Consider the following 20,137-nt stretch of genomic DNA (forward strand, 5'->3'; position numbering starts at 1 on the left):
GCGGTTTCCATGCGACCCCAGCCGTTCCCCGGGAGGGGACCGGTCCCTAGTCTGGCCCTGACAAGACCATTGCGGGGCAACGTGAATCAGATGCAGGGCCGGCTCGTCGCGGGCCGTTACCGGCTCGGGGACGCCATCGGCAGCGGCGGCATGGGCCGGGTGTGGCGCGCACACGACGAGGTACTGAACCGGACCGTCGCCATCAAGGAGTTGACCGCCGCGCTCTACGTCTCCGAGAGCGACCAGGCGATCCTCCTGGCACGCACCCGGGGCGAGGCGCGCGCGGCGGCGCGGATCAACCACTCGGCCGTCGTCACCGTGCACGACGTACTCGAACACGACGGCCGCCCCTGGATCGTGATGGAGCTGGTCGAGGGCCGCTCGCTGGCCGACGCGGTCAAGGAGCGGGAGCGGGTCGAGCCGCGCGAGGCGGCCCGTGTCGGCCTGTGGGTGCTGCGCGCCCTGCGCGCCGCGCACACCGCCGGCGTCCTGCACCGCGACGTCAAACCGGGCAACGTCCTGCTCGCCGACGACGGCCGCGTCCTGCTCACCGACTTCGGCATCGCGCAGATCGAGGGCGACTCCACCATCACCCGGACCGGCGAGGTCGTCGGCTCCGTCGACTACCTCGCGCCCGAGCGGGTGCGCGGCCACGACCCCGGGCCCGCCTCCGACCTGTGGGCGCTCGGCGCGACGCTGTACACGGCGGTGGAGGGCAGGTCGCCGTTCCGCCGCACCTCACCGCTCACCACCATGCAGGCCGTGGTCGAGGAGGAGGCCACCGAGCCCCGGTACGCCGGTCCGCTCGCGCCGGTCATCAGCGCCCTGCTCCGCAAGGACCCGGAGACGCGGCCCGACGCGACCGAGGCCGAGCACCTGCTGGCCCAGGCGGCCGAGGGACGGCGGCCGGACGCGGCCCAGGCGTACGTGCCGACCACCCGGCACACGGGTCCGGTGCCGCAGGGCGACACCCTGCACCACGGGACGCCGGGCACGCCCACCGCGACGCCGTACCCGCCGGTGACCGGCCCCACCGCGGCCGTCGGCCACCCCGCGACGGGCCACACGGCACAGGCGTACGGGACGGGCACCGTGCCGCCGGGCCACCCGCACGCCGCGCCGTCCGGAGGCCCCGGCTCCCGGCGCCGTCGGCAGGGCCGTCTGCGCACGGTCGCCCTGGTCGTCGCCGTCGCCGCCCTCATCGGCGCGGGCACCGCCGTGCTGCTGCAACAGCGCGACGGCGGCGGCACGGAGGCCGGCCCGGAGCCCACCCCGTCGACATCCTCCTCGCCCCCGGCGTCCCCCACCGACGGCAAGGGCCCCGGCGGATCCGTCCCGGACAACTGGAAACGCCGCGACGACCCGTTGGGTTTCAGCCTCTACCTGCCAAGGAACTGGCAGCGGGAGGCCTTCGACGACGAGGGCGAACTCAAGCAGGCCGACTACAGCCCCGACGGCGGCAAGCACCTCCTGCGGGTATCCGTCGACACCGCCCCCGACTACAACGACCCGCACGCGCACCAGCTCGATCTGGAGGTCCAGCTCCAGCGGCTGGTCGACTACCGGCGCGTCACCCTGGAGCGCGGTACCTACCGCGACCGCGACAGCGCCAGGTGGGAGTACACCTGGACCGCGCTGGCCAAGGACACCCCTTTCCCCGGCCCGCGCCGCGCCGTCGCGCACACGTACATCTCCCGGGACGGTGTCGAGTACGCCCTCAACATGTCGGGGCCCGCGGACGACTGGCCGACCACCGAGCGGCAGTTCAGGTCGGTGCTGCAGAGCTGGCAGGAGCGGACGGGCTGAGACCCGCACCGCGCGACGCAGGACACCCGCCGGGAGCCGCCCCAACGGGGCCAGCGCACCCGTCGGTTGTCGGCCACCCGGGTGGCCACGGCGCGGAGGCGCCGCGTCCGGTGGGGCATCATGGGACGCATGGTGACCGAGGGGGCCGGCGGGCGTGTCATCGCGGGCCGTTACCGGCTCCACGAGCGGCTCGGCAGCGGCGGCATGGGCATCGTGTGGCGGGCCACCGACCAACTGCTCGCCCGCGAGGTGGCCGTGAAGGTGCTGCCCCTCGACGAGACCCTGTCCGCCGCCGAGGCCCGGGGGCGCCGCGAGCGCACCCTGCGCGAGGCCCGGGCGGTCGCGCAGCTGCGGCATCCGCACGTCATCGTCGTGCACGACGTCGTCGAGGACGACGCCCGCGCGTACATGGTCATGGAACTCGTCGACGGCGGCTCGCTCGCGGACCGCGTCATCAGTCGCGGTCCCGTGGGGCCTCGCGAGGCCGCCCGGATCGGCATCGCCCTGCTCGACGCCCTGCGCACCGCGCACGCGGCCGGCGTCCTGCACCGCGACGTGAAGCCGTCCAACGTGCTGATCGCCGAGGACGGCCGGGTCGTCCTCACCGACTTCGGCGTCGCCCAGGTCGCGGGCGCCACCACCCTCACCGAGAGCGGCTCCTTCGTCGGCTCGCCCGAGTACACCGCGCCGGAGCGGATGTCAGGCGCCGGGACCGGACCGGAGTCCGACCTGTGGTCCCTGGGCGTCCTGCTGTGCGCGATCCTCAGCGGCGCCTCCCCCTTCCACCGCGACTCGCTCGGCGGCGTCCTGCACGCCGTGGTGACCGAGGAGATCCACCCGCCCGCCCAGACCGGACCGCTCCTCCCCGTCGTCCGGGGCCTCCTCGAACGCGATCCGCGACGGCGGCTGGACGCGGCCGAGGCGGACCGGATGCTGCGTCTCTACCTGAGTACCGGCCGTACGCCCGCGACTACGGCGGCCCGCGAGTCCCGGCGGATGAAGCGGAGCGTGCTCATGGCGGTGCTGCTGGTCGTCGCGGCGGCCGGCGCGGGTATCTCGGCGGCGGTGCTGCTCGTGGACGGCGACGACGGCGGGGGCGGCGCCCCGACGAGCTCGGCGCCCGCGACACCGACGACGGATCCCGCGTCCCCCTCGGTGTCCCCGTCCGGCGCTCCGTCCGCCCACGAGTCCCCCGCATCGCACCTAAAGGGGAGATAAGCGACAGCCCGCGTCACGGGTCTGTGACCACCGTGCACCCGCGGTGGATACGGGCGCGTCCGGCGCGATATGGATGGACCCATGAGCAGCAACGGGGGACCCCGCAGGGGGTCGGAAGAGCCGACGAGTTATGGCCTGCAACCACCGAACCAGCCCGTCGCCGTGCCGCATCCCGGCAACCCGTACGCGGCACCCACCCAGGTCGTGCCGTCCGAGCCGGTGTCACCCGCCGTCCAGACCCCGTCCGCCCGGACCCCGCCCGAGCAGACCCCGTCCGCGCAGGACCCGGGTACCGGGCGCCTGATCGCGGGCCGTTACCGGCTGCTCGCCAAGCTGGGGCACGGCGGCATGGGCACGGTGTGGCGGGCGAAGGACGAGACCGTGGACCGCGAGGTGGCCGTCAAGGAGCCCCGCGTACCCGACCACCTTCCCGAGCGCGAACGGGACAACGCCTTCGAACGGATGCGCCGCGAGGCCCGCGCCGCCGCCCGCCTCGACCATCCCGGCGTGGTCAACGTGCACGACGTGGCGGTCGTCGACGGTCAGCCGTGGATCGTGATGGAGCTGGTGCGGGGCCGCTCGCTGGGCGACGCGTTGCAGGAGGGCACGCTGGGCGCCCGAGAGGCCGCCCGGATCGGCCTGGAGGTGCTCGGCGCGCTGGAGGCCGCGCACGCGGCCGGCATCCTGCACCGCGATGTGAAGCCGGACAACGTGCTGCTCGGCCGGCACGACCGGGTCGTCCTCACCGACTTCGGCATCGCCCAGATCGAGGGCGAGACCAACCTGACCGACACCGGCGGCTTCGTCGGCTCGCCCGAGTACATCGCCCCGGAGCGGGTGCTGGGCCAGCGCCCCGGCCCCGCGAGCGACCTGTGGTCGCTGGGTGTGGTGCTGTACGCGGCCACGGAGGGTGTCTCGCCGTTCCGCCGCAGCAACACCCCCGCCACGCTCCAGTCGGTGCTCAACGCCACCCCCGCGGCGCCCGCCGCCGCGCAGGGCCCGCTGGCCGAGGTGATCACGGCCCTGCTGGACAAGGACCCGGCGCGCCGCCCGGACGCCGCCCGGGTGCGCGGCCTGCTGGACGCCGCCGCCAACCCGCCCGCGCCACCGCCCACCCAGGTCGTCCGCGTCGCCGCGCCGTACGGACCCTCGGGGCCGGGGTCGCGGTGGAGCGTCCGGCTGGGCCGCAACGCCTGGATCACCCTCGGCGCGGCGGTCGTCGCGGCGGCGGTGGCGTCGTACCTGGTGGTCGCGGACCCCTTCGCGGGACCGCTGCCCGAGGGCTGGAAGGAGCAGAAGCTCGACGCCCGGCTCGGGATGAGCGTCGGCCTGCCCACCGAGTTCGTGAAGCAGAAGCACCCCGACGCCTGGGACGGCACCAACGAGACGTTCACCGACCCGAGCGGAGCCGTCAGCGTCCTCGTCGACCGCGACATCAAGGACGACGACAAGACGGGCGAGATCCCCGAGACGGCGATGGCGGGCGCCTGGGCGGACTGGGACACCTTCAAGGACGGCGAGTACTCCTACGGCTTCGCCGACGACCCCGCCCCCAAGGGCGAGCCGAGCGAGACCGAGTCCCAGGGCGGCAAGGCCGCCGAGAACACCATCGAGTACGTGACCACGGACTCGCAGAACCCCCGGCCGCGCGAATTCCACATTCTGTACTACCGGGCGGGCAACGGCGACATGTACAAGGTGTCGATCGACTACCCGCGCGAGGGCTACTTCGCCGATGAGGGAAAGGAGATCGCCCGCACGGTCGTCGCCAACTGGACGGTCGCAAAGCCCTGATCAGCGGGTTTGTGCCAGCGATCACTGGCGTCGTGTGAGTACTCGGTGAATCCCCGTTACCGACGGGTACACAAAGGCCCCGCGGCGTCATACCCTGCGGCTCATGACGGACGCGCAGGCCCCGGAACTCACCGGCACGAATCCCCCCGCCCCCTCCCCGGAGGGCGCCCGCACCGCTGCCGACGTGGTCACGCCCGAGCTGGTCGCCCAGCTCACCAAGGGCGTGGCCGGCTCCGGCCGCACCGCCAACCACACCCCGTTCACCGGCGAGAAGCTCGCCGACCTGCCCGAGTCCACGCCCGAGGACGTGGCCGGGGCCTTCGAGCAGGCCCGCGCCGCCCAGGCCGTGTGGGCACGCGTGCCGGTACGGCAGCGCGCCGCGGTCCTGCTGCGCTTCCACGACCTGGTCCTGGAGCGCCAGGCCGAGGTCCTCGACCTCATCCAGCTGGAGACCGGCAAGGCCCGGCTGCACGCCCACGAGGAGGTCCAGGCCGTCGCCGTCGCCGCCCGGCACTACGGACGCAAGGCGCCCGCCTACCTGCGGCCCAAGCGGCACACCGGCGCCGTGCCGACCCTGACGAAGGTCACCGAACTGCGCCACCCGCGCGGCGTCGTCGGTCAGATCGCCCCGTGGAACTACCCGCTGGAGCTGTCCGTCGGCGACGCGCTCCCCGCGTTCGTCGCGGGCAACGCGGTCGTCATGAAGCCCGACACCGAGACCTGCCTGACCGCACTGTGGGCCCGTGACCTGCTCATCGAGGCCGGCCTGCCAGCCGAGGTCTTCCAGGTCGTCCTCGGCGACGGCCCCGTCGTCGGCCCCGAGGTCGTCAGGCACGCCGACTACGTCTCCTTCACCGGCTCCACCCGCACCGGCCGCGAGGTCGCCCAGGGTGCCGCCGCCCGCCTGGTCGGCGTCTCCCTCGAACTCGGCGGCAAGAACGCCATGCTGGTCCTGGAGGACGCCGACGTCGAGAAGGCCGCGGCGGGCGCGGTCCGCGCCTGCTTCTCCTCCGCCGGCCAGCTGTGCATCTCCATCGAGCGGCTGTACGTCCAGGAGTCCGTCGCCGACGCCTTCCTGGAGCGCTTCGCCGCCCGCACCAAGGCCATGCGGCTCGGCACCTCCCTCTCCTACGGCGCCGACATGGGCTCGCTGGTGGGGGAGCGGCAGCTGGAGACCGTGGAGCGGCACGTCGCGGACGCCGTCGAGCGGGGCGCGAAGCTCGTCGCCGGCGGCGTCGCCCGCCCGGACATCGGCCCGTACTTCTACGAGCCGACCATCCTGGAGGGCGTCACGGCCCCCATGACGGTGTGCGCCGAGGAGACCTTCGGCCCGGTCGTGTCCGTCTACCGCTTCAAGACCGAGGACGAGGCGGTCGAGCACGCCAACTCCACGCCGTACGGCCTGAACGCCTCGGTCTGGACGAAGGACGCCCGGCGCGGCCGCGACGTCGCCGCCCGCCTGCGCACCGGCACCGTCAACATCAACGAGGGCTACGCCTCCGCCTACGGCAGCGTCCAGTCCCCGATGGGCGGCATGGGGGACTCGGGCCTCGGCCGCCGGCACGGTTCGGAGGGCATCCTCAAGTACACCGAGGCCCAGACGGTCGCCCACCAGCGCCTGCTGCCGATGGCCCCCTCGCTGGGCATGGACGACGAGAAGTACGCGCAGTTCATGAGCCGCAGTCTCCGGCTCATGAAGGCATTCCGGTTCAGGTAGCCCACGTGGGGGCGCGGGGCCGCATCGACATGCGGCTCCGCCGCCCGGGCGCGACCAGCCACGAAACAGCCGCACGTGAAACTCGACGAGGAGACCCCCGTGCCTCAAGACGCCTACGACTACGACGTCCTGATAGTCGGCTCCGGCTTCGGCGGATCCGTCTCCGCCCTCCGCCTCACGGAGAAGGGCTACGACGTCGGCGTCCTGGAAGCCGGCCGCCGCTTCACCCGGGAGTCGCTTCCCCGGAACTCCTGGGACCTCAAGAGCTACCTCTGGGCGCCGAAGCTCGGCATGTTCGGCATCCAGCGCATCCATCTGCTCGGCAATGTCATGGTCCTGGCAGGCGCGGGCGTCGGCGGCGGTTCCCTCAACTACGCCAACACGCTCTACGTGCCGCCGAAGCCGTTCTTCGAGGACCCCCAGTGGCGTGACATCACCGACTGGCACGCGGAGCTGTCGCCGTACTACGACCAGGCCCGCCGCATGCTCGGGGTCCGGCTGAACCCGACGATGACCCCGTCCGACGTGCACCTGAAGGCCGCCGCCGAGCGGATGGGCGTCGGAGACAGCTTCCACATGGCGCCGGTCGGCGTGTTCTTCGGCGACGGCGAGGACGCTGACGGCAAGGCGAGGGCGAAGCCGGGCGGGACGGTGCCCGACCCCTACTTCGGCGGCGCGGGCCCCGACCGCAAGGCCTGCAACGAGTGCGGCGAGTGCATGACGGGCTGCCGGCACGGCGCGAAGAACACCCTCAACGAGAACTACCTGTACCTCGCCGAGAAGGCGGGCGCGGTCGTGCACCCGATGACGACGGTCGTCTCGGTCACCGAGGACTCGCGCGGCGGCTTCGCGGTCGCCACCCTTCCCACCGACCGGCAGAAGAAGGACGCGGGCCGCACCTTCACGGCCCGCCGGGTCGTCATCGCCGCCGGCACCTACGGCACCCAGACCCTCCTGCACCGCATGAAGGCGGGCGGCCAGCTCTCCCACATATCCGGCAGGCTCGGCGAGCTGACCCGCACCAACTCCGAGGCGCTGGTCGGCGCCCAGACCGACGACCGCCGCTACCGCAAGGCCACCGGCGAGTCCCGCGCCGACTTCACGCGCGGCGTCGCCATCACGTCCTCGATCCACCCGGACGCGAACACCCACATCGAGCCGGTCCGCTACGGCAAGGGCTCCAACTCGATGGGCGGCCTGTCGATCCTCCAGGTCCCCTACGCCGGGCACACCGCCTCGGGCGCCTCCCGCGTCCTGGGCTTCCTGGGCCACGCGGCCAAACACCCGCTGCTGGTCCTGCGCTCCCTGTCCAACCGCAAGTGGTCGGAGCGGACCATCATCGGCCTGGTCATGCAGTCGCTGGACAACTCCCTGACCACGCATCTGAAACCGACGGGCGTCGGCAAGGGCCTGCTCACCGCGCGCCAGGGCCACGGCTCGCCCAACCCGAAGCAGATCAAGGCCGCCACCGAGGGCGCCTCCGCGCTCGCCGCCGAGATCAACGGCTTCGCCGGCTCCAACGTCGGGGAGCTGATGGGCACCCCGCTCACCGCCCACTTCCTCGGCGGCTGCCCGATCGGCGCCTCCCGCGAGACCGGTGTCATCGACCCCTACCACCGGCTCTACGGCCACCCCGGCATCTCGGTCGTCGACGGCGCCGCGGTCTCCGCCAACCTGGGCGTCAATCCGTCCCTGACCATCACGGCGCAGGCCGAGCGGGCGATGTCGTACTGGCCGAACAAGGGCGAGAGCGACCCGCGCCCCGCCCAGGGGGCCGCGTACGAGCGGCTGGCGGCGGTCGAGCCCAAGTCGCCGGCGGTCCCGGCGGAGGCCTTCGGCGCGCTGCGTCTGCCCTTCCTGGGCATACCGGCGGTGCCGCCGAAGGAGTAGCGCGAAGGAGGTGAGAGGGACCCGCACCCCCCTCCGAGCGCGGGTCCCTCTCCACACGGGCGCGGCACAGCCGCCGTCCGTGGGATGCCTCGGCCTGTTGGATCGGTGAACCCTGTGAATGGTTGCCCCGACTTCACAGAACCCTTATGTGGCTTACGTCACGTACGCGCCGAGTGTCGAGTGCCGAGTGGCGAGTGCCGCGATCGGGAACGCCGGGACACGGCGAAGGGCCCCGCGGACTACGGCCGCGGGGCCCTTCCTCAGCCAGCACCGGCGTCAGGGCAGCGCCGGTGCCTCGGAGCGGCGCCGGGGGGTAGCGCCGCTGTTCTTGAAGGCTGTTCCGTCGGCCGGCCCCGGGCGTCCCCGGAGCCGGCCGTTCTCTTGGGTGACCGGGCTGCTGTCCCCTGCCGTCCGGTCACTTGTCTGGAGCGAGGTCCCACGACGTACGGCACGATCCGCACGTCTCATCGCTCCAGCGAGCCACGCGTGGTTCTCTCGGGCCCGCCCCTGGCTGACACGGACACCGGGACAACGAAGCCGCTCGCGCCGCGGTCACGCGCCGTACGGGTGAGACGGTGCCCGAACTCAGATGCGAGGCTCAGACCCGCCCGCGGCACAGCTCCAGCATCGTCATCGCCAGCGCCGTACCCGGCCTGCCCAGCGCCGAGCGGTAGTGGTCGAGGACCTCCATCTCGCGGGAGAGGTTCACCCGCCGGCCGCCGGAGGTGATCCGCGCCTCCTGGATGACGGCGGAGACCGCCATCCGTTCCTGGATGAGGCCGATGATCCGGTCGTCCAGGGCGTCGATGCGGTCCCGGGCGCCGGTGATCACCTCGGCCGCCTCGGTGGTGCGCGCGCCGGTCTTCTCCGCGGCGGTGACGGACTCGGCTGCTGTGGTGACGGTCATGTCGGTGGCTCCTCGCCGATGGGTGGCGGTGCCCCGGACCGGCAGGGTCCGCAAACGCCAGGCGCCCCGGACCTTGTCGGCCCGGGGCGCCTGGGAAGTCGCTTGTCAGTTGCTCAAGCAGCACGACCATGGCAGCCGGTGGGCCGGTTGCCATAGGTAAACAGGAAGACCTGGTGCGTGAGCATGGCGCCAGTATGCCCGCGAGGGCCGACGGTGTCCAAGCCGGGTCACGCACCGGCCGCGCACCGGCCGCGCACCGGGTCGGGACGGGCCACCCGCCCGCCTCGGTAGAATCGGCAGCACAAGACCCCCGCCCGACCGCCGGAAGGCACCCCGTGTCATCAGCGACTCCCGCTGCCGCCGCCCCCGACACCGTCCTGGTCGTCGACTTCGGTGCGCAGTACGCCCAGCTCATCGCCCGTCGTGTCCGCGAGGCGCGGGTCTACAGCGAGATCGTGCCCAGCTCCATGCCGGTCGCGGAGATGCTCGCCAAGAACCCGGCGGCCATCATCCTCTCCGGAGGCCCCTCGTCCGTGTACGAGCCGGGCGCCCCGACCGTCGACCGCTCCCTGTTCGAGGCCGGCGTCCCCGTCTTCGGCATGTGCTACGGCTTCCAGCTGATGGCGCAGGCCCTCGGCGGCACCGTCGACAACTCCGGCGCCCGCGAGTACGGCCGCACCGAGCTGACCGTCTCCCGGCCCTCCTCCACCCTCTTCGAGGGCACTCCGGCCGAGCAGGCCGTGTGGATGTCGCACGGCGACGCCTGCTCCGCCGCCCCCGAGGGCTTCACCGTCACCGGCTCCACGGACGTCGTCCCGGTCGCCGCCTTCGAGAACGACGAGAAGCAGCTCTACGGCGTCCAGTACCACCCCGAGGTCATGCACTCCACGCACGGGCAGCAGGTGCTCGAGCACTTCCTGTACCGCGGCGCGGGCCTCACCCCCGACTGGACCATGGGCAACGTGATCGAGGAGCAGGTCGCGGTCATCCGCGAGCAGGTCGGCGACCGGCGCGCCATCTGCGGCCTCTCCGGCGGTGTGGACTCCGCCGTCGCCGCCGCCCTCGTCCAGAAGGCCATCGGCTCCCAGCTGACCTGCGTCTATGTCGACCACGGCCTGATGCGCAAGGGCGAGACCGAGCAGGTCGAGAAGGACTTCGTCGCCGCGACCGGCGTGCAGCTCAAGGTCGTGGACGCGCAGGAGCGGTTCCTCAAGGCGCTCGCCGGGGTCTCCGACCCCGAGGAGAAGCGGAAGATCATCGGCCGCGAGTTCATCCGCGTCTTCGAGCAGGCGCAGCTGGAGATCATGCAGGAGGACGGCCCCGAGGTCGCCTACCTCGTGCAGGGCACGCTCTACCCGGACGTGGTCGAGTCCGGCGGCGGCACCGGTACCGCCAACATCAAGTCCCACCACAACGTGGGCGGGCTCCCGGACGACATCGAGTTCCAGCTGGTCGAGCCCCTGCGCAAGCTGTTCAAGGACGAGGTCCGGATGGTCGGCCAGGAGCTGGGCCTGCCGGAGGAGATCGTCCAGCGCCAGCCCTTCCCCGGCCCCGGCCTCGGCATCCGCATCGTCGGCGAGGTCACCGAGGAGCGGCTCGACCTGCTCCGCGAGGCCGACGCCATCGCCCGCGAGGAGCTGACGGCGGCCGGCCTCGACCGCGAGATCTGGCAGTGCCCCGTGGTCCTGCTCGCCGACGTCCGCTCCGTCGGCGTCCAGGGCGACGGCCGCACCTACGGCCACCCGATCGTGCTGCGGCCCGTCTCGTCCGAGGACGCCATGACCGCCGACTGGTCCCGGCTGCCGTACGACGTGCTCTCCAAGATCTCGACCCGGATCACCAACGAGGTCAAGGACGTCAACCGCGTCGTCCTCGACGTGACGTCGAAGCCGCCGGGCACCATCGAGTGGGAGTGAGCGCCGCGGCACGAGCCGCAGCAGAGGCTACGTGCGCTTGATCGTGCGCACGGGCCGGCCGGGCTGCCAGATCTCGACGACGAGGTACTTGTCGTCCTCGACGCGGGTCCGTACGACCTCCGTCAGCTCGGTACGGAAGAGGTGGAACGGCTCCGGCGGTTCCACCTCTTTCACGTACCGGGCCCGGGTCGCGGCGTCCTCGGCCGCCACCGCCCGGCCGCCGATCCGGACGTCCCCGCCGCCCATGCCGGTGCCGTCCCCCGGGTTCGCCTGCAACGCGAAGCGCGGGTCGCGGCGCAGATCGAGCGCCTTCACCGACCCCGGCATCATGCCGAGCCACAGCTCACCGTCCAGGAACCGCACCTCCAGGCCGGTGGTGCGCGGCGAGCCGTCCTTGCGGAGGGTGGCGAGAACATGGTGCGTGTACGCGTCCAAACGCGCCTCGACGGTGGCGGCCAGAGCGGGTTCGGCGGTGACGAAACCGGCCCAGTCGGTGGCAGCGTCGGGTGCCGTGTCTGAGGTCATGGACTCAGTCTGCGGCCGAAACCCGACACCCTGTGTCGAGTATCCCGCCCGGATCTGTCGCACCGGCCGCACCCCCGGTAACTTCCGGCACGTAAGGCAATTCCAGTGCCGGAGGACAGAGGACACATGCACGGGACGCCCGGGGCCACTCCGCCCCCGCCGCTGCCCACCGACAAGCTGCGGTTCGCGATGCCGCCGATGCACGACTCGATCGAGGACGAACGCCGGCACCGCAAGGAACGGCTCGCGGGCGCGCTGCGCCTCTTCGGCCGGTACGGCTTCGAGGACGGCGTCTCCGGACACATCACCGCCCGCGATCCCGAGTACACCGACTGCTTCTGGGTCAATCCGTTCGGCATGCCCTTCGCCCACATCACCGTGAGCGACCTCGTGCTGGCCAACTCCGACGGCCAGGTGGTGCAGGGCGGCCACCACGTCAACCAGGCCGCGTTCACCGTGCACTCCCAGGTCCACGCCGCCCGCCCGGACGTCGTCGCGGTCGCCCACTGCCACTCGGTGCACGGGCGCGCGCTGTCGGCCCTCGGCGACCTGCTCGACCCGATCACCCAGGAGAGCTGCGCCTTCTACGAGGACCACGCCCTGTACGACTCCTACTCGGGCGTCGCCGTCGACGCCGAGGAGGGGCGGCGCATCGCCCGGGTGCTCGGCTCCGGCAAGGCGCTCGTACTGCGCAACCACGGACTGCTGACGGTGGGCGACTCGGTGGACGCGGCGGCCTGGTGGTTCCTGTCGCTGGAGCGGTCCTGCCAGGTGCAGCTGACGGCCCGGGCGGCGGGACGGCCGGTGCTGATCGACCACCGCCAGGCGGTGGCCACCCGGGAGCAGCTCGGCGGCGACCTGGTGGCGTGGATCAACTACCAGCCCCTGTGGCAGGAGATCAGCCGGAGCGAGCCTGACCTGTTCGACTGACACTCTCTCTCGCGACCGCGTCAAGGCGGTGCCCCGAACGTCACCCCCGCTGAGCACGAGGGACCGGGGCCGCCCGGCGCGCGGGAGGTCGTGTACGGCACAATTCGCTGTCGCCCCAAGGGACTTAGGGACTCAGGGGCTCAGGGACGCAGGGATGTGGAGACCTGGGGAACCAGGGGCGGTTTCACAGATGTTCGTTCACAGATGTTCGTTCACGGATGTTCATTCACGGATGTTCTGTCGCATGGGTGCGGAAAGGCGGGCGTAGGGCGTGGCGGTGCAGGAGGCGAGACGCGGGAGCGGCTCGGACAAGGGCGCGATCGAGGCGGCTCACGACGGCGGCTGCACTTGCGGGGACTGCCCGCACGGCGCCCGGGAGGGGCACCGCCGGGCGGTCGCCGCGTTCCTGCGGCGGCGCGACGAGTTCGCGGCCGGGCAGGGGCTGCCGGCCGCCGTGGCCCACTCGGCCTCCGCCTCCCGCCAGTGGGTCTCCGAGGAACTGACCCAGTCCGCCGAACTCGTCGCCCAACGCGGCCGCGCCGAGGGCGACGCCTGGCTCGCCGGTCTGGGCCGGCGCACCGTGGCGGCCGTGTGGGCGGGGGTCGTCCTGCTGCTGCTCGGCCAGTCCCTCACCGCGATCGGCGCCGGCTGGACGGCGGCGCGCACGGCCGGACTCGCCGCCGCGCTGGTGGTGGCGGGGGCGCTGACGGCGGCCTCGTGGTTCCACCGGACGCGGGGCGGAGCGCTGGCCCCGGTCATCGGGGAGGACAACCGTCTCTCCACCTCCCGGGCCGTGGCGGCCGCCTGGGTCCTCCTCATCGCCTACGCCGTGCTGGTACTGGCCGGACAACTGGCCCTCGCCTCGGGCCATGAGGGGCGGGACGCGCTGATCTCCGGTCTCGAACTCGGCCGCGCCACCGGCGCGGTGACCGTGCTCGCGGTGGTGTGCGGCATCGCCGTCCTGGTGCGCCGCGTGGTCGGGCTGCGGGTACTGGGCCAGCGTCTCCAGAAGGTACGGGCGGACCGGCCGCGCGCCTCCGACCTGCTGACGGACGACGCGGGCCGCGGGACCTTCGCCGACATCCAGTACGTCGTGATCAGCGCCGTCGCCCTCGTCTTCGCGGCGGTACGGCTGGCCCGGCGCCCGGAACACCTCCCCGACCTGCCGTGGGGGCTCGCGGTGGTGGCGCTGGTGTCGGCGGCGACCTACGTGGCCGGCAAGTACGCCGAGGGCGGCAGGCCGGTGATCCTCTCCGTGGTCCGGGCACGCGAGGCCGGCGACCTGGACGGGCCGATCCGCACGGGCGACGACATCGAGATCCGCGGCGCCGGATTCGTGCCCCCGGGCGCCCAGCGCGCGGACCGCCTGTCCCGCATGGTCGTCCGCATCGGCGCGGTCAACGTCCACGTCCCCCTCGTCCCCGTGACGGGCGGCTTCAGCAACCCGACGGACGACGCGCTGACCGTCCCCGTCCCGGCCGACGTGGAACCGGGCCGGGTCGACGTCCAGGTGGTCACCGGCGCCGGAGTCGAGACCAACCGGTACGCGATCGACGTCACGGACTGATTCCACGGACTGATTCCACGGACGGATCCCACGGACTGATTCCACGGGGTGATTCCACGGGGTGATTCCACGGGGTGATCACACGGACTGAACCCCTGGACTGACTCCCACCGGCGGACGCCAACCTGTCGAAACCGACAGCAAGAAACCGGTTGCGGAGGGTTGAGCGGGGCCAGGGTGTCGTACGTATGGTCTGGTGGAGGGGCTCGGCATGCGCGGCGAGAGGCGGCTGGCAGTGATGACTCACGGTATGCGGGGCGATGTGTACTCCTCCCGGCAGAACGGCGGCGACTGGCGGGACAACGCCGCCCGGTACGCCCTCCTGCCCCTGCGGATCTTTCTCGGCGTCACCTTCATCTACGCGGGCCTCGACAAGCTCACCGACAGTGCCTTCATGAAGGACTCGGGCGCCGGTTCCATCGGCGACATGATGCGGACCGTCCGGGACTCCTCGGCCATCCCCGCGCTGGTCGACATGGCCCTGAAGAGCCCGTCCGGCTTCGGCTACGCCATCGCCCTGGGCGAACTGGCCGTCGGCATCGGCACCCTGCTCGGCCTGTTGACCCGCCTGGCCGCACTCGGCGGCGCACTGATCTCGCTCAGCCTGTGGCTGACCGTCAGCTGGGCCTCCGATCCCTACTACTACGGCAACGATCTCGCCTACCTCATGGCCTGGCTCCCCCTCGTCCTGGCGGGCGCGCCGCTCCTCTCCGTCGACGCCGCCCTGCGCTCGCGGCGCCGGAACCGGTCGGAGGGCGGGTACCGGTAGAGGCGCCGTCGCGGCCTGCCGTGCGCCGGCGCAGCGCGGGCCGGTGCTCCTCGGACCGTCAGCCGGGCAGGTCCGCCCGGGTGTCGTCCCGGCGCGCGGAGCGGGTCACGACCCCCACCGCTCCCGCGAGGCAGAGACCGCCCACCACGAGCGGGATGATCACGAACCACGGTGTCTCCCACAGTCCGCCCGCGTCACCGGCGTAGACGACGCCCGCCAGCATCAGGAAGAAGCCCGCCACCAGCCGTCCCGGCTGGAACCTATGACGCAGCACGGGTCACCTCCGCCTGTCCGAGACCGACCTGGAGATCGAGGTCGAGCGTCCCGCCGTCCTCGTCGCTCACGGTGGGAGCCAGGGTGACCTCCTTGTGCTTGCCCGGTGCCACGTCCACGTCCTTCTCGTTCTCCCCGGGCAGCTGGATGTCTCCGACGCCCACCTCGACGTTGAGCCGCACGGTCACGTCCCGCGGCACGACGACCTTTATCCGGCCCACGCCCACGTCGGCGCGGGTGGTCACCGTCTGCCCGTCGGCCACGTTCAGCCGGGAGAGGTCGAGCGTGCCGTCACCCGCCCCGATCTCGTACTGCTCGCGCACGTCGGTCACCGCCGTCGGCCTCCAGGTGGTGCGGGTCCACTCGGTGCCGACGTCCTTCGGCACGGCTGCCGACCCGGCGAGCAGGGCCGCCGTGATGATCGCCAGGAAGACCGAGCCGGCTCCCGTGCGCCCCAGGAAGGCGCTGACCGCGATACCGAGGCCGAAGACGGCGAGCGCGCACGCCAGTCCGGTCTGGAGGCTGGTGCCGAGCGGCTGGTCGTCCCAGGTGAGCCTGGTGCCGAGGAAGCCGGCGAGCAGAGCGAGGAGGAACACCCAGCCGCCGATGCCGCGCGGGCCGCGCGGCCGGGGTCGCCGCTCACCCGGCGGGGTGTGGCCGCCCCGGTGCGGGGCGCCGCGGCCGATGTTGACGGCCGCGGCGATGTCGCGCTCGTCGGAACCGGGCGGACCCCACAGGTAACCCGTACCGCCGTCATGGGTGCCGTCCTTGACTATCGGGTCCCGCCACCAGGAGGGCCAGGTGAACATGATCGGGGGCGCCTGCGCCTCCGGCGGGGCGTCCGCGACGGCCTGGGCGGCTATCGGGTCGGGGGCGGGGGTCCTCCGCTGCCGCGACCAGTACCCGGCGCCCGCGAGGAGGAGGGAGAGGACGACCGCGAAGGTGAGCACCCCGCCGTTGTGCAGCATGGTCAGGAAGACTCCGCAGCCGACCAGGGCGAAGAGCACCGCGGCCAGGGCCTGACCGTCGACCCGGCCGGTCAGCAGCTTGCGCACCTCGTTCTCCTCCTCTTCGTCGGCGGGGACGAAGAGCCAGGCGAAGCCGTAGAAGATGAGGCCGATGCCGCCGGTCGCGGAGAGCACCGCGAGGGTGATGCGGAAGATCACCGGATCCAGGTCGCACTGCCGGCCGAGGCCGGCGCAGACCCCGGCGATCGTCCGGTGCTGCCGGTCCCGCCGGAACTCGTGCGGCGGCCCGGGGACGCCGGTGCCGGCGCCGCCCGCGCCCGGGTCGGTCGCGGCACCCGTGGCATCCGCGGCGGGCGCGGCATCCTGCGGCCCGGCACCTCGTGGAGGGCGCGGGCCGGAGCCGGGTCCCGGACCCGTCGCGGCGTGCTCGTGATCTGTCATGAGTCCATGGTGACGGGCGCGGCGTCCGGACGGCAGTCGGTTCGACCCTGGTCGGACCCTGATTTCGGCCCTGACACGGGGCCCGGGGAGCGTTCGAGGCCGCGGCGGCCCGAAGATCAGGGGAGTCTCGGGGGCCGACCCTGATGCTCCGCCTCCCGCACCCGTGTGACCATCAGTGTCATGCCGGAAGCCGCAGCACCCCTCGTCGAACCGCGGCCGCCGCGCAAGCTCTACCGCAGCAGTGACGGACGCTGGCTCGGTGGCGTGGCGCGGGGGCTGGCCGGTCATCTCGGCCTGCCCGTCATCTGGGTGCGGTTCGTCTTCGTCGGTCTGTTCATGGCCGACGGACTGGGCGCGCTGCTGTACGCGGCTTTCTGGTTCTTCGTGCCGCTGGGCGTAGGGGGCGTCGACGCGCAGAAGCCGCCGTCCCTCGTCACCTCCGAGACCTCGCCGGACGGCCGCCGCAGACTCGTCGCCCGCAAGCCGGACAAGGGGCAGATCGTTGCCCTGCTCCTCATGGTCGTCGTCGCCCTGGTCTTCGTGGGCAACGTCGACCTCGGCGGCGGGGCCCGCGTCTACCTCTGGCCGACCGTGCTCGTAGGCGCCGGCGTCGCCCTCGTCTGGCGTCAGGCGGACAACGCGCGCCGGGCCCGCTGGGCCGAGGTGGGCCGGCACCGGCGCACCGTCACCCTGCTGCGCTCGGTCGGCGGCGTCCTGCTGGTGACGGCGGGTGTCACCGGCATCTTCGTCCTCCAGGGCTCCGCCGCCCACCTCGGTTCCGTCCTGCAGGCGGCGCTCGCCGTCCTCGTCGGCATCACGCTCCTCGCCGGTCCCTACCTGGTGCGGATGACGCAGGACCTCTCCGAGGAGCGGCTGATGCGCATCCGCGCGCAGGAGCGGGCCGAGGTCGCCGCCCATGTCCACGACTCGGTGCTGCACACCCTGACCCTGATCCAGCGCAACGCGGAGAACGCGGGGGAGGTGCGCCGCCTCGCCCGCGCCCAGGAGCGCGACCTGCGCTCCTGGCTCTACAAGCCGGAGGGCAACGGGAAGGACGAGGACGACGAGCCCACCACCCTCGCCGAGGCCGTGAAGCGCAGTGCCGCGGAGGTCGAGGACAAGCACGGAGTCCCCATCGAGGTCGTGGTGGTGGGCGACTGCCCGCTCGACGACAGAATCGGCGCACAGATGCAGGCCGCGCGCGAGGCGATGGTGAACGCGGCCAAGTACGGTGGCGAGGGCGGCGCCGTACAGGTCTTCGCCGAAGTCGAGGGCAGGACGGTCTTCGTGTCCGTCCGTGACCGCGGCCCCGGCTTCGACCTCGACTCGATACCCGCCGACCGCATGGGCGTCAGAGAATCGATCATCGGCCGCATGGAGCGCAACGGCGGCACGGCGCGACTGCGCGCGGTGCCGGACGGCGGCACGGAGGTCGAACTGGAAATGGAGAGGGCGGAGAAGACGTCATGAGCGACCCGACCGAGGCGAACGGTACGGCGGGAGCGGACGAGGCGGCCGAGCCCGCGCAGCCGGCCGGCGGCACCGCGGGGGAGCGGCGCGTGCGCGTGGTGCTCGTCGACGACCACCGCATGTTCCGCACCGGCGTCCAGGCCGAGATCGGCCAGACCGCGCAGACCGGCGTCGAGGTCGTCGGCGAGGCCGCCGACGTCGACCAGGCCGTCACGGTGATCACCGCGACCCGCCCCGAGGTCGTGCTGCTCGACGTCCACCTCCCGGGCGGCGGTGGCGTCGAGGTCCTGCGCCGCTGTGCGCCCTTGATGAGCGACACCGAGCGTCCCGTCCGTTTCCTCGCCCTCTCCGTCTCGGACGCGGCCGAGGACGTGATCGGCGTGATCCGCGGCGGCGCCCGCGGCTACGTGACCAAGACGATCACCGGCACCGACCTGGTGAACTCGGTCTTCCGCGTCCAGGAGGGCGACGCCGTCTTCTCCCCGCGCCTGGCCGGTTTCGTCCTGGACGCGTTCGCGTCGACCGACGCCCCGCCGGTCGACGAGGACCTGGACCGCCTCACCCAGCGCGAGCGGGAGGTGCTGCGCCTGATCGCCCGGGGCTACGCGTACAAGGAGATCGCCAAGCAGCTGTACATCTCGGTGAAGACGGTCGAGTCCCACGTCTCGGCGGTCCTCCGCAAGCTCCAGTTGTCCAACCGGCACGAGCTGACGCGGTGGGCGACGGCGCGGCGGCTGGTGTGACTCCGTGAGCGGGGTGCCCGGTGGTCAACGCCGGGGCATTCCGCAGGAGTCCCGCTGCCGACCGGGCCGTCACACCACCCGCGCCGCCCCCGCGAACGGCATCTGGTCGACGGGTGCCACCCGCACCGGGGCCGACGGGTTCGGGGCGTGGATCATCTGGCCCTTGCCGACGTAGATGCCGACGTGGCTGATGCCGGAGTAGAAGAAGACCAGGTCGCCCGGGGCGAGTTCGGACCGGGCGACGCGGCGGCCGGCGTCGATCTGGGCGTAGGTGGTGCGGGGGAGGGAGACACCCGCGGCGCGGTAGGCGGCCTGGGTGAGGCCCGAGCAGTCGAAGGCGTCCGGGCCGGTCGCGCCCCACACGTAGGGGCTGCCGAGCTTCTGGTAGGCGTAGGCGACGGCTGCCGCGGCACGGGAGTTGGGGGCCTGGACGGACGGGGCGGACAGTGGCTCCCGGTCGCCCGCCGACGAGCGGGACGCGCGGTCACCGGTGCCCTGGCCCACCCGGGCGCGTTCCTCCGCGGTCAGCCGGGCCAGCAGGCGGCGGGCCGTCTCCAGCTTGCCGGTGACGGTCTCGTGGTGACGCTTCAGCTCGGCCCGGCGTGACGTCAGCGAGGTCAGTTCGACGCGGGCGGCGCCGCGCAGGCGCTCGATGTCCCGCAGTTCCTTGCGCACCCGGCCCACGGCGGCCGTCTGCCGGCTGCCCGCGCGTTCGACGAAGGCGGCGCCGTCGAGATACCGGTCGGGGTCGGCGGAGAGCATGAGCTGCACGGCCGGGTCGAGGCCGCCGCTGCGGTACTGCGCCGCGGCGACCGACCCCAGCGCCTCCCGGGCCGAGTTCAGCCGGTCCTCCTTGCGGGCGGCCTGGTCCCGCAGCTTCTCCAGGCGCTGTTCGGCGGCGTCCGCCTTCTCCTTGGCGCCGTTGTACTTCTCGGTCGCGACCTCCGCCTGCTGGTACAGCTTGTCCACCTTGGCCCTGACCTGGGCCGCCGTCGGCTGCGGGTCGGCGTGACCGGTCCCGCCCAGGCCCGTCGCCGTGGCCGCGCCCGCGAGGGTGATGGTGGCCGCCGTACGGGCCCTGCCGCCGCCCGTCACGCGCTGTCGCGGCCTGCGGTGCGTTCCCACCTGCGATCCACGTCCTTCCGTACGACTCGACTCCGGCCCGTGCCGGGTCGGCTCCGGTCAGCTCCGGCTGCCTGGGGG

General features: G+C 72.8%; 16 protein-coding genes. 11 read left to right on the top strand and 5 right to left on the bottom strand.

Going from position 1 to position 20,137, the window contains the following annotated elements; genetic code table 11:
* Positions 1 to 90: 90 nt before the first annotated feature.
* From ACGF3J_RS05110 to ACGF3J_RS05130, 5 genes are all read left to right on the top strand, one after another.
* Positions 91 to 1,806, top strand: a complete 1,716-nt coding sequence (locus ACGF3J_RS05110) for a protein kinase (protein ID WP_393853493.1) — start codon at positions 91 to 93, stop codon at positions 1,804 to 1,806.
* 120 nt (positions 1,807 to 1,926) lie between these two features.
* Positions 1,927 to 3,024, top strand: coding sequence for a serine/threonine-protein kinase (locus ACGF3J_RS05115; RefSeq protein WP_393853494.1), 1,098 nt, complete (start codon positions 1,927 to 1,929; stop codon positions 3,022 to 3,024).
* 81 nt (positions 3,025 to 3,105) lie between these two features.
* Positions 3,106 to 4,818 (top strand): protein kinase, encoded by a 1,713-nt coding sequence (locus ACGF3J_RS05120; RefSeq protein ID WP_393853495.1) that lies wholly within the window; start codon positions 3,106 to 3,108, stop codon positions 4,816 to 4,818.
* Between the two features lie 103 nt (positions 4,819 to 4,921).
* Positions 4,922 to 6,535, top strand: a complete 1,614-nt coding sequence (locus tag ACGF3J_RS05125) for a succinic semialdehyde dehydrogenase (RefSeq protein ID WP_161329273.1) — start codon at positions 4,922 to 4,924, stop codon at positions 6,533 to 6,535.
* 99 nt (positions 6,536 to 6,634) lie between these two features.
* Positions 6,635 to 8,425, top strand: a complete 1,791-nt coding sequence (locus ACGF3J_RS05130) for a GMC oxidoreductase (protein ID WP_393853496.1) — start codon at positions 6,635 to 6,637, stop codon at positions 8,423 to 8,425.
* 598 nt (positions 8,426 to 9,023) lie between these two features.
* Here the strand turns inward: ACGF3J_RS05130 and ACGF3J_RS05135 are convergent.
* A complete protein-coding gene (locus ACGF3J_RS05135) occupies positions 9,024 to 9,332 on the bottom strand; it encodes a chorismate mutase (protein WP_202558241.1) in 309 nt (102 codons plus the stop codon).
* A 335-nt stretch (positions 9,333 to 9,667) separates the two neighbouring features.
* On the opposite strand from ACGF3J_RS05135, the gene guaA reads away from it, so the two are divergent.
* Positions 9,668 to 11,248 (top strand): glutamine-hydrolyzing GMP synthase, encoded by a 1,581-nt coding sequence (gene guaA, locus ACGF3J_RS05140; protein ID WP_161329275.1) that lies wholly within the window; start codon positions 9,668 to 9,670, stop codon positions 11,246 to 11,248.
* A 27-nt stretch (positions 11,249 to 11,275) separates the two neighbouring features.
* Here the strand turns inward: guaA and ACGF3J_RS05145 are convergent, their stop codons facing one another.
* Positions 11,276 to 11,773 (bottom strand): pyridoxamine 5'-phosphate oxidase family protein, encoded by a 498-nt coding sequence (locus ACGF3J_RS05145; RefSeq protein WP_393853497.1) that lies wholly within the window; start codon positions 11,771 to 11,773, stop codon positions 11,276 to 11,278.
* Between the two features lie 126 nt (positions 11,774 to 11,899).
* On the opposite strand from ACGF3J_RS05145, the gene ACGF3J_RS05150 reads away from it, so the two are divergent.
* The 3 genes from ACGF3J_RS05150 (at position 11,900) to ACGF3J_RS05160 (ending at position 15,039) form a co-directional block, all read left to right on the top strand.
* Positions 11,900 to 12,703 carry a class II aldolase/adducin family protein gene (locus ACGF3J_RS05150; RefSeq protein WP_393853498.1) on the top strand — a complete coding sequence of 268 codons (804 nt, stop codon included), beginning with the start codon at positions 11,900 to 11,902 and terminating at the stop codon, positions 12,701 to 12,703.
* Between the two features lie 271 nt (positions 12,704 to 12,974).
* Entirely contained in the window at positions 12,975 to 14,270 is a 1,296-nt protein-coding gene (locus ACGF3J_RS05155; RefSeq protein WP_393853499.1) for a hypothetical protein, read from the top strand.
* A gap of 238 nt (positions 14,271 to 14,508) precedes the next feature.
* The gene (locus ACGF3J_RS05160; RefSeq protein WP_202558242.1) at positions 14,509 to 15,039 is read left to right on the top strand and encodes a DoxX family protein; all 531 of its coding nucleotides are present in this window, start codon (positions 14,509 to 14,511) and stop codon (positions 15,037 to 15,039) included.
* A gap of 58 nt (positions 15,040 to 15,097) precedes the next feature.
* Here the strand turns inward: ACGF3J_RS05160 and ACGF3J_RS05165 are convergent, their stop codons facing one another.
* Together ACGF3J_RS05165 and ACGF3J_RS05170 are read right to left on the bottom strand one after the other, a co-directional pair.
* Positions 15,098 to 15,313: a hypothetical protein gene (locus ACGF3J_RS05165; RefSeq protein WP_161329280.1), complete on the bottom strand. Its 216-nt coding sequence runs from the start codon at positions 15,311 to 15,313 to the stop codon at positions 15,098 to 15,100.
* Positions 15,300 to 16,721, bottom strand: a complete 1,422-nt coding sequence (locus ACGF3J_RS05170) for a PspC domain-containing protein (RefSeq protein ID WP_393853500.1) — start codon at positions 16,719 to 16,721, stop codon at positions 15,300 to 15,302. The genes ACGF3J_RS05165 and ACGF3J_RS05170 overlap by 14 nt, the downstream gene beginning before the upstream one ends.
* 180 nt (positions 16,722 to 16,901) lie before the next feature.
* Here ACGF3J_RS05170 and ACGF3J_RS05175 point away from each other — a divergent pair, with 180 nt between their 5' ends.
* Positions 16,902 to 18,191, top strand: a complete 1,290-nt coding sequence (locus ACGF3J_RS05175; RefSeq protein ID WP_161329282.1) for an ATP-binding protein — start codon at positions 16,902 to 16,904, stop codon at positions 18,189 to 18,191.
* Positions 18,188 to 18,934 carry a response regulator transcription factor gene (locus ACGF3J_RS05180; protein ID WP_122615817.1) on the top strand — a complete coding sequence of 249 codons (747 nt, stop codon included), beginning with the start codon at positions 18,188 to 18,190 and terminating at the stop codon, positions 18,932 to 18,934. The genes ACGF3J_RS05175 and ACGF3J_RS05180 overlap by 4 nt, the downstream gene beginning before the upstream one ends.
* A gap of 69 nt (positions 18,935 to 19,003) precedes the next feature.
* On the opposite strand, the gene ACGF3J_RS05185 is transcribed toward ACGF3J_RS05180, so the two are convergent.
* Entirely contained in the window at positions 19,004 to 20,059 is a 1,056-nt protein-coding gene (locus tag ACGF3J_RS05185) for an NlpC/P60 family protein (RefSeq protein WP_393853501.1), read from the bottom strand.
* Positions 20,060 to 20,137 lie beyond the last annotated feature (78 nt).

This window comes from Streptomyces sp. NPDC048171 (assembly GCF_043202655.1).
GTDB lineage: Bacteria > Actinomycetota > Actinomycetes > Streptomycetales > Streptomycetaceae > Streptomyces.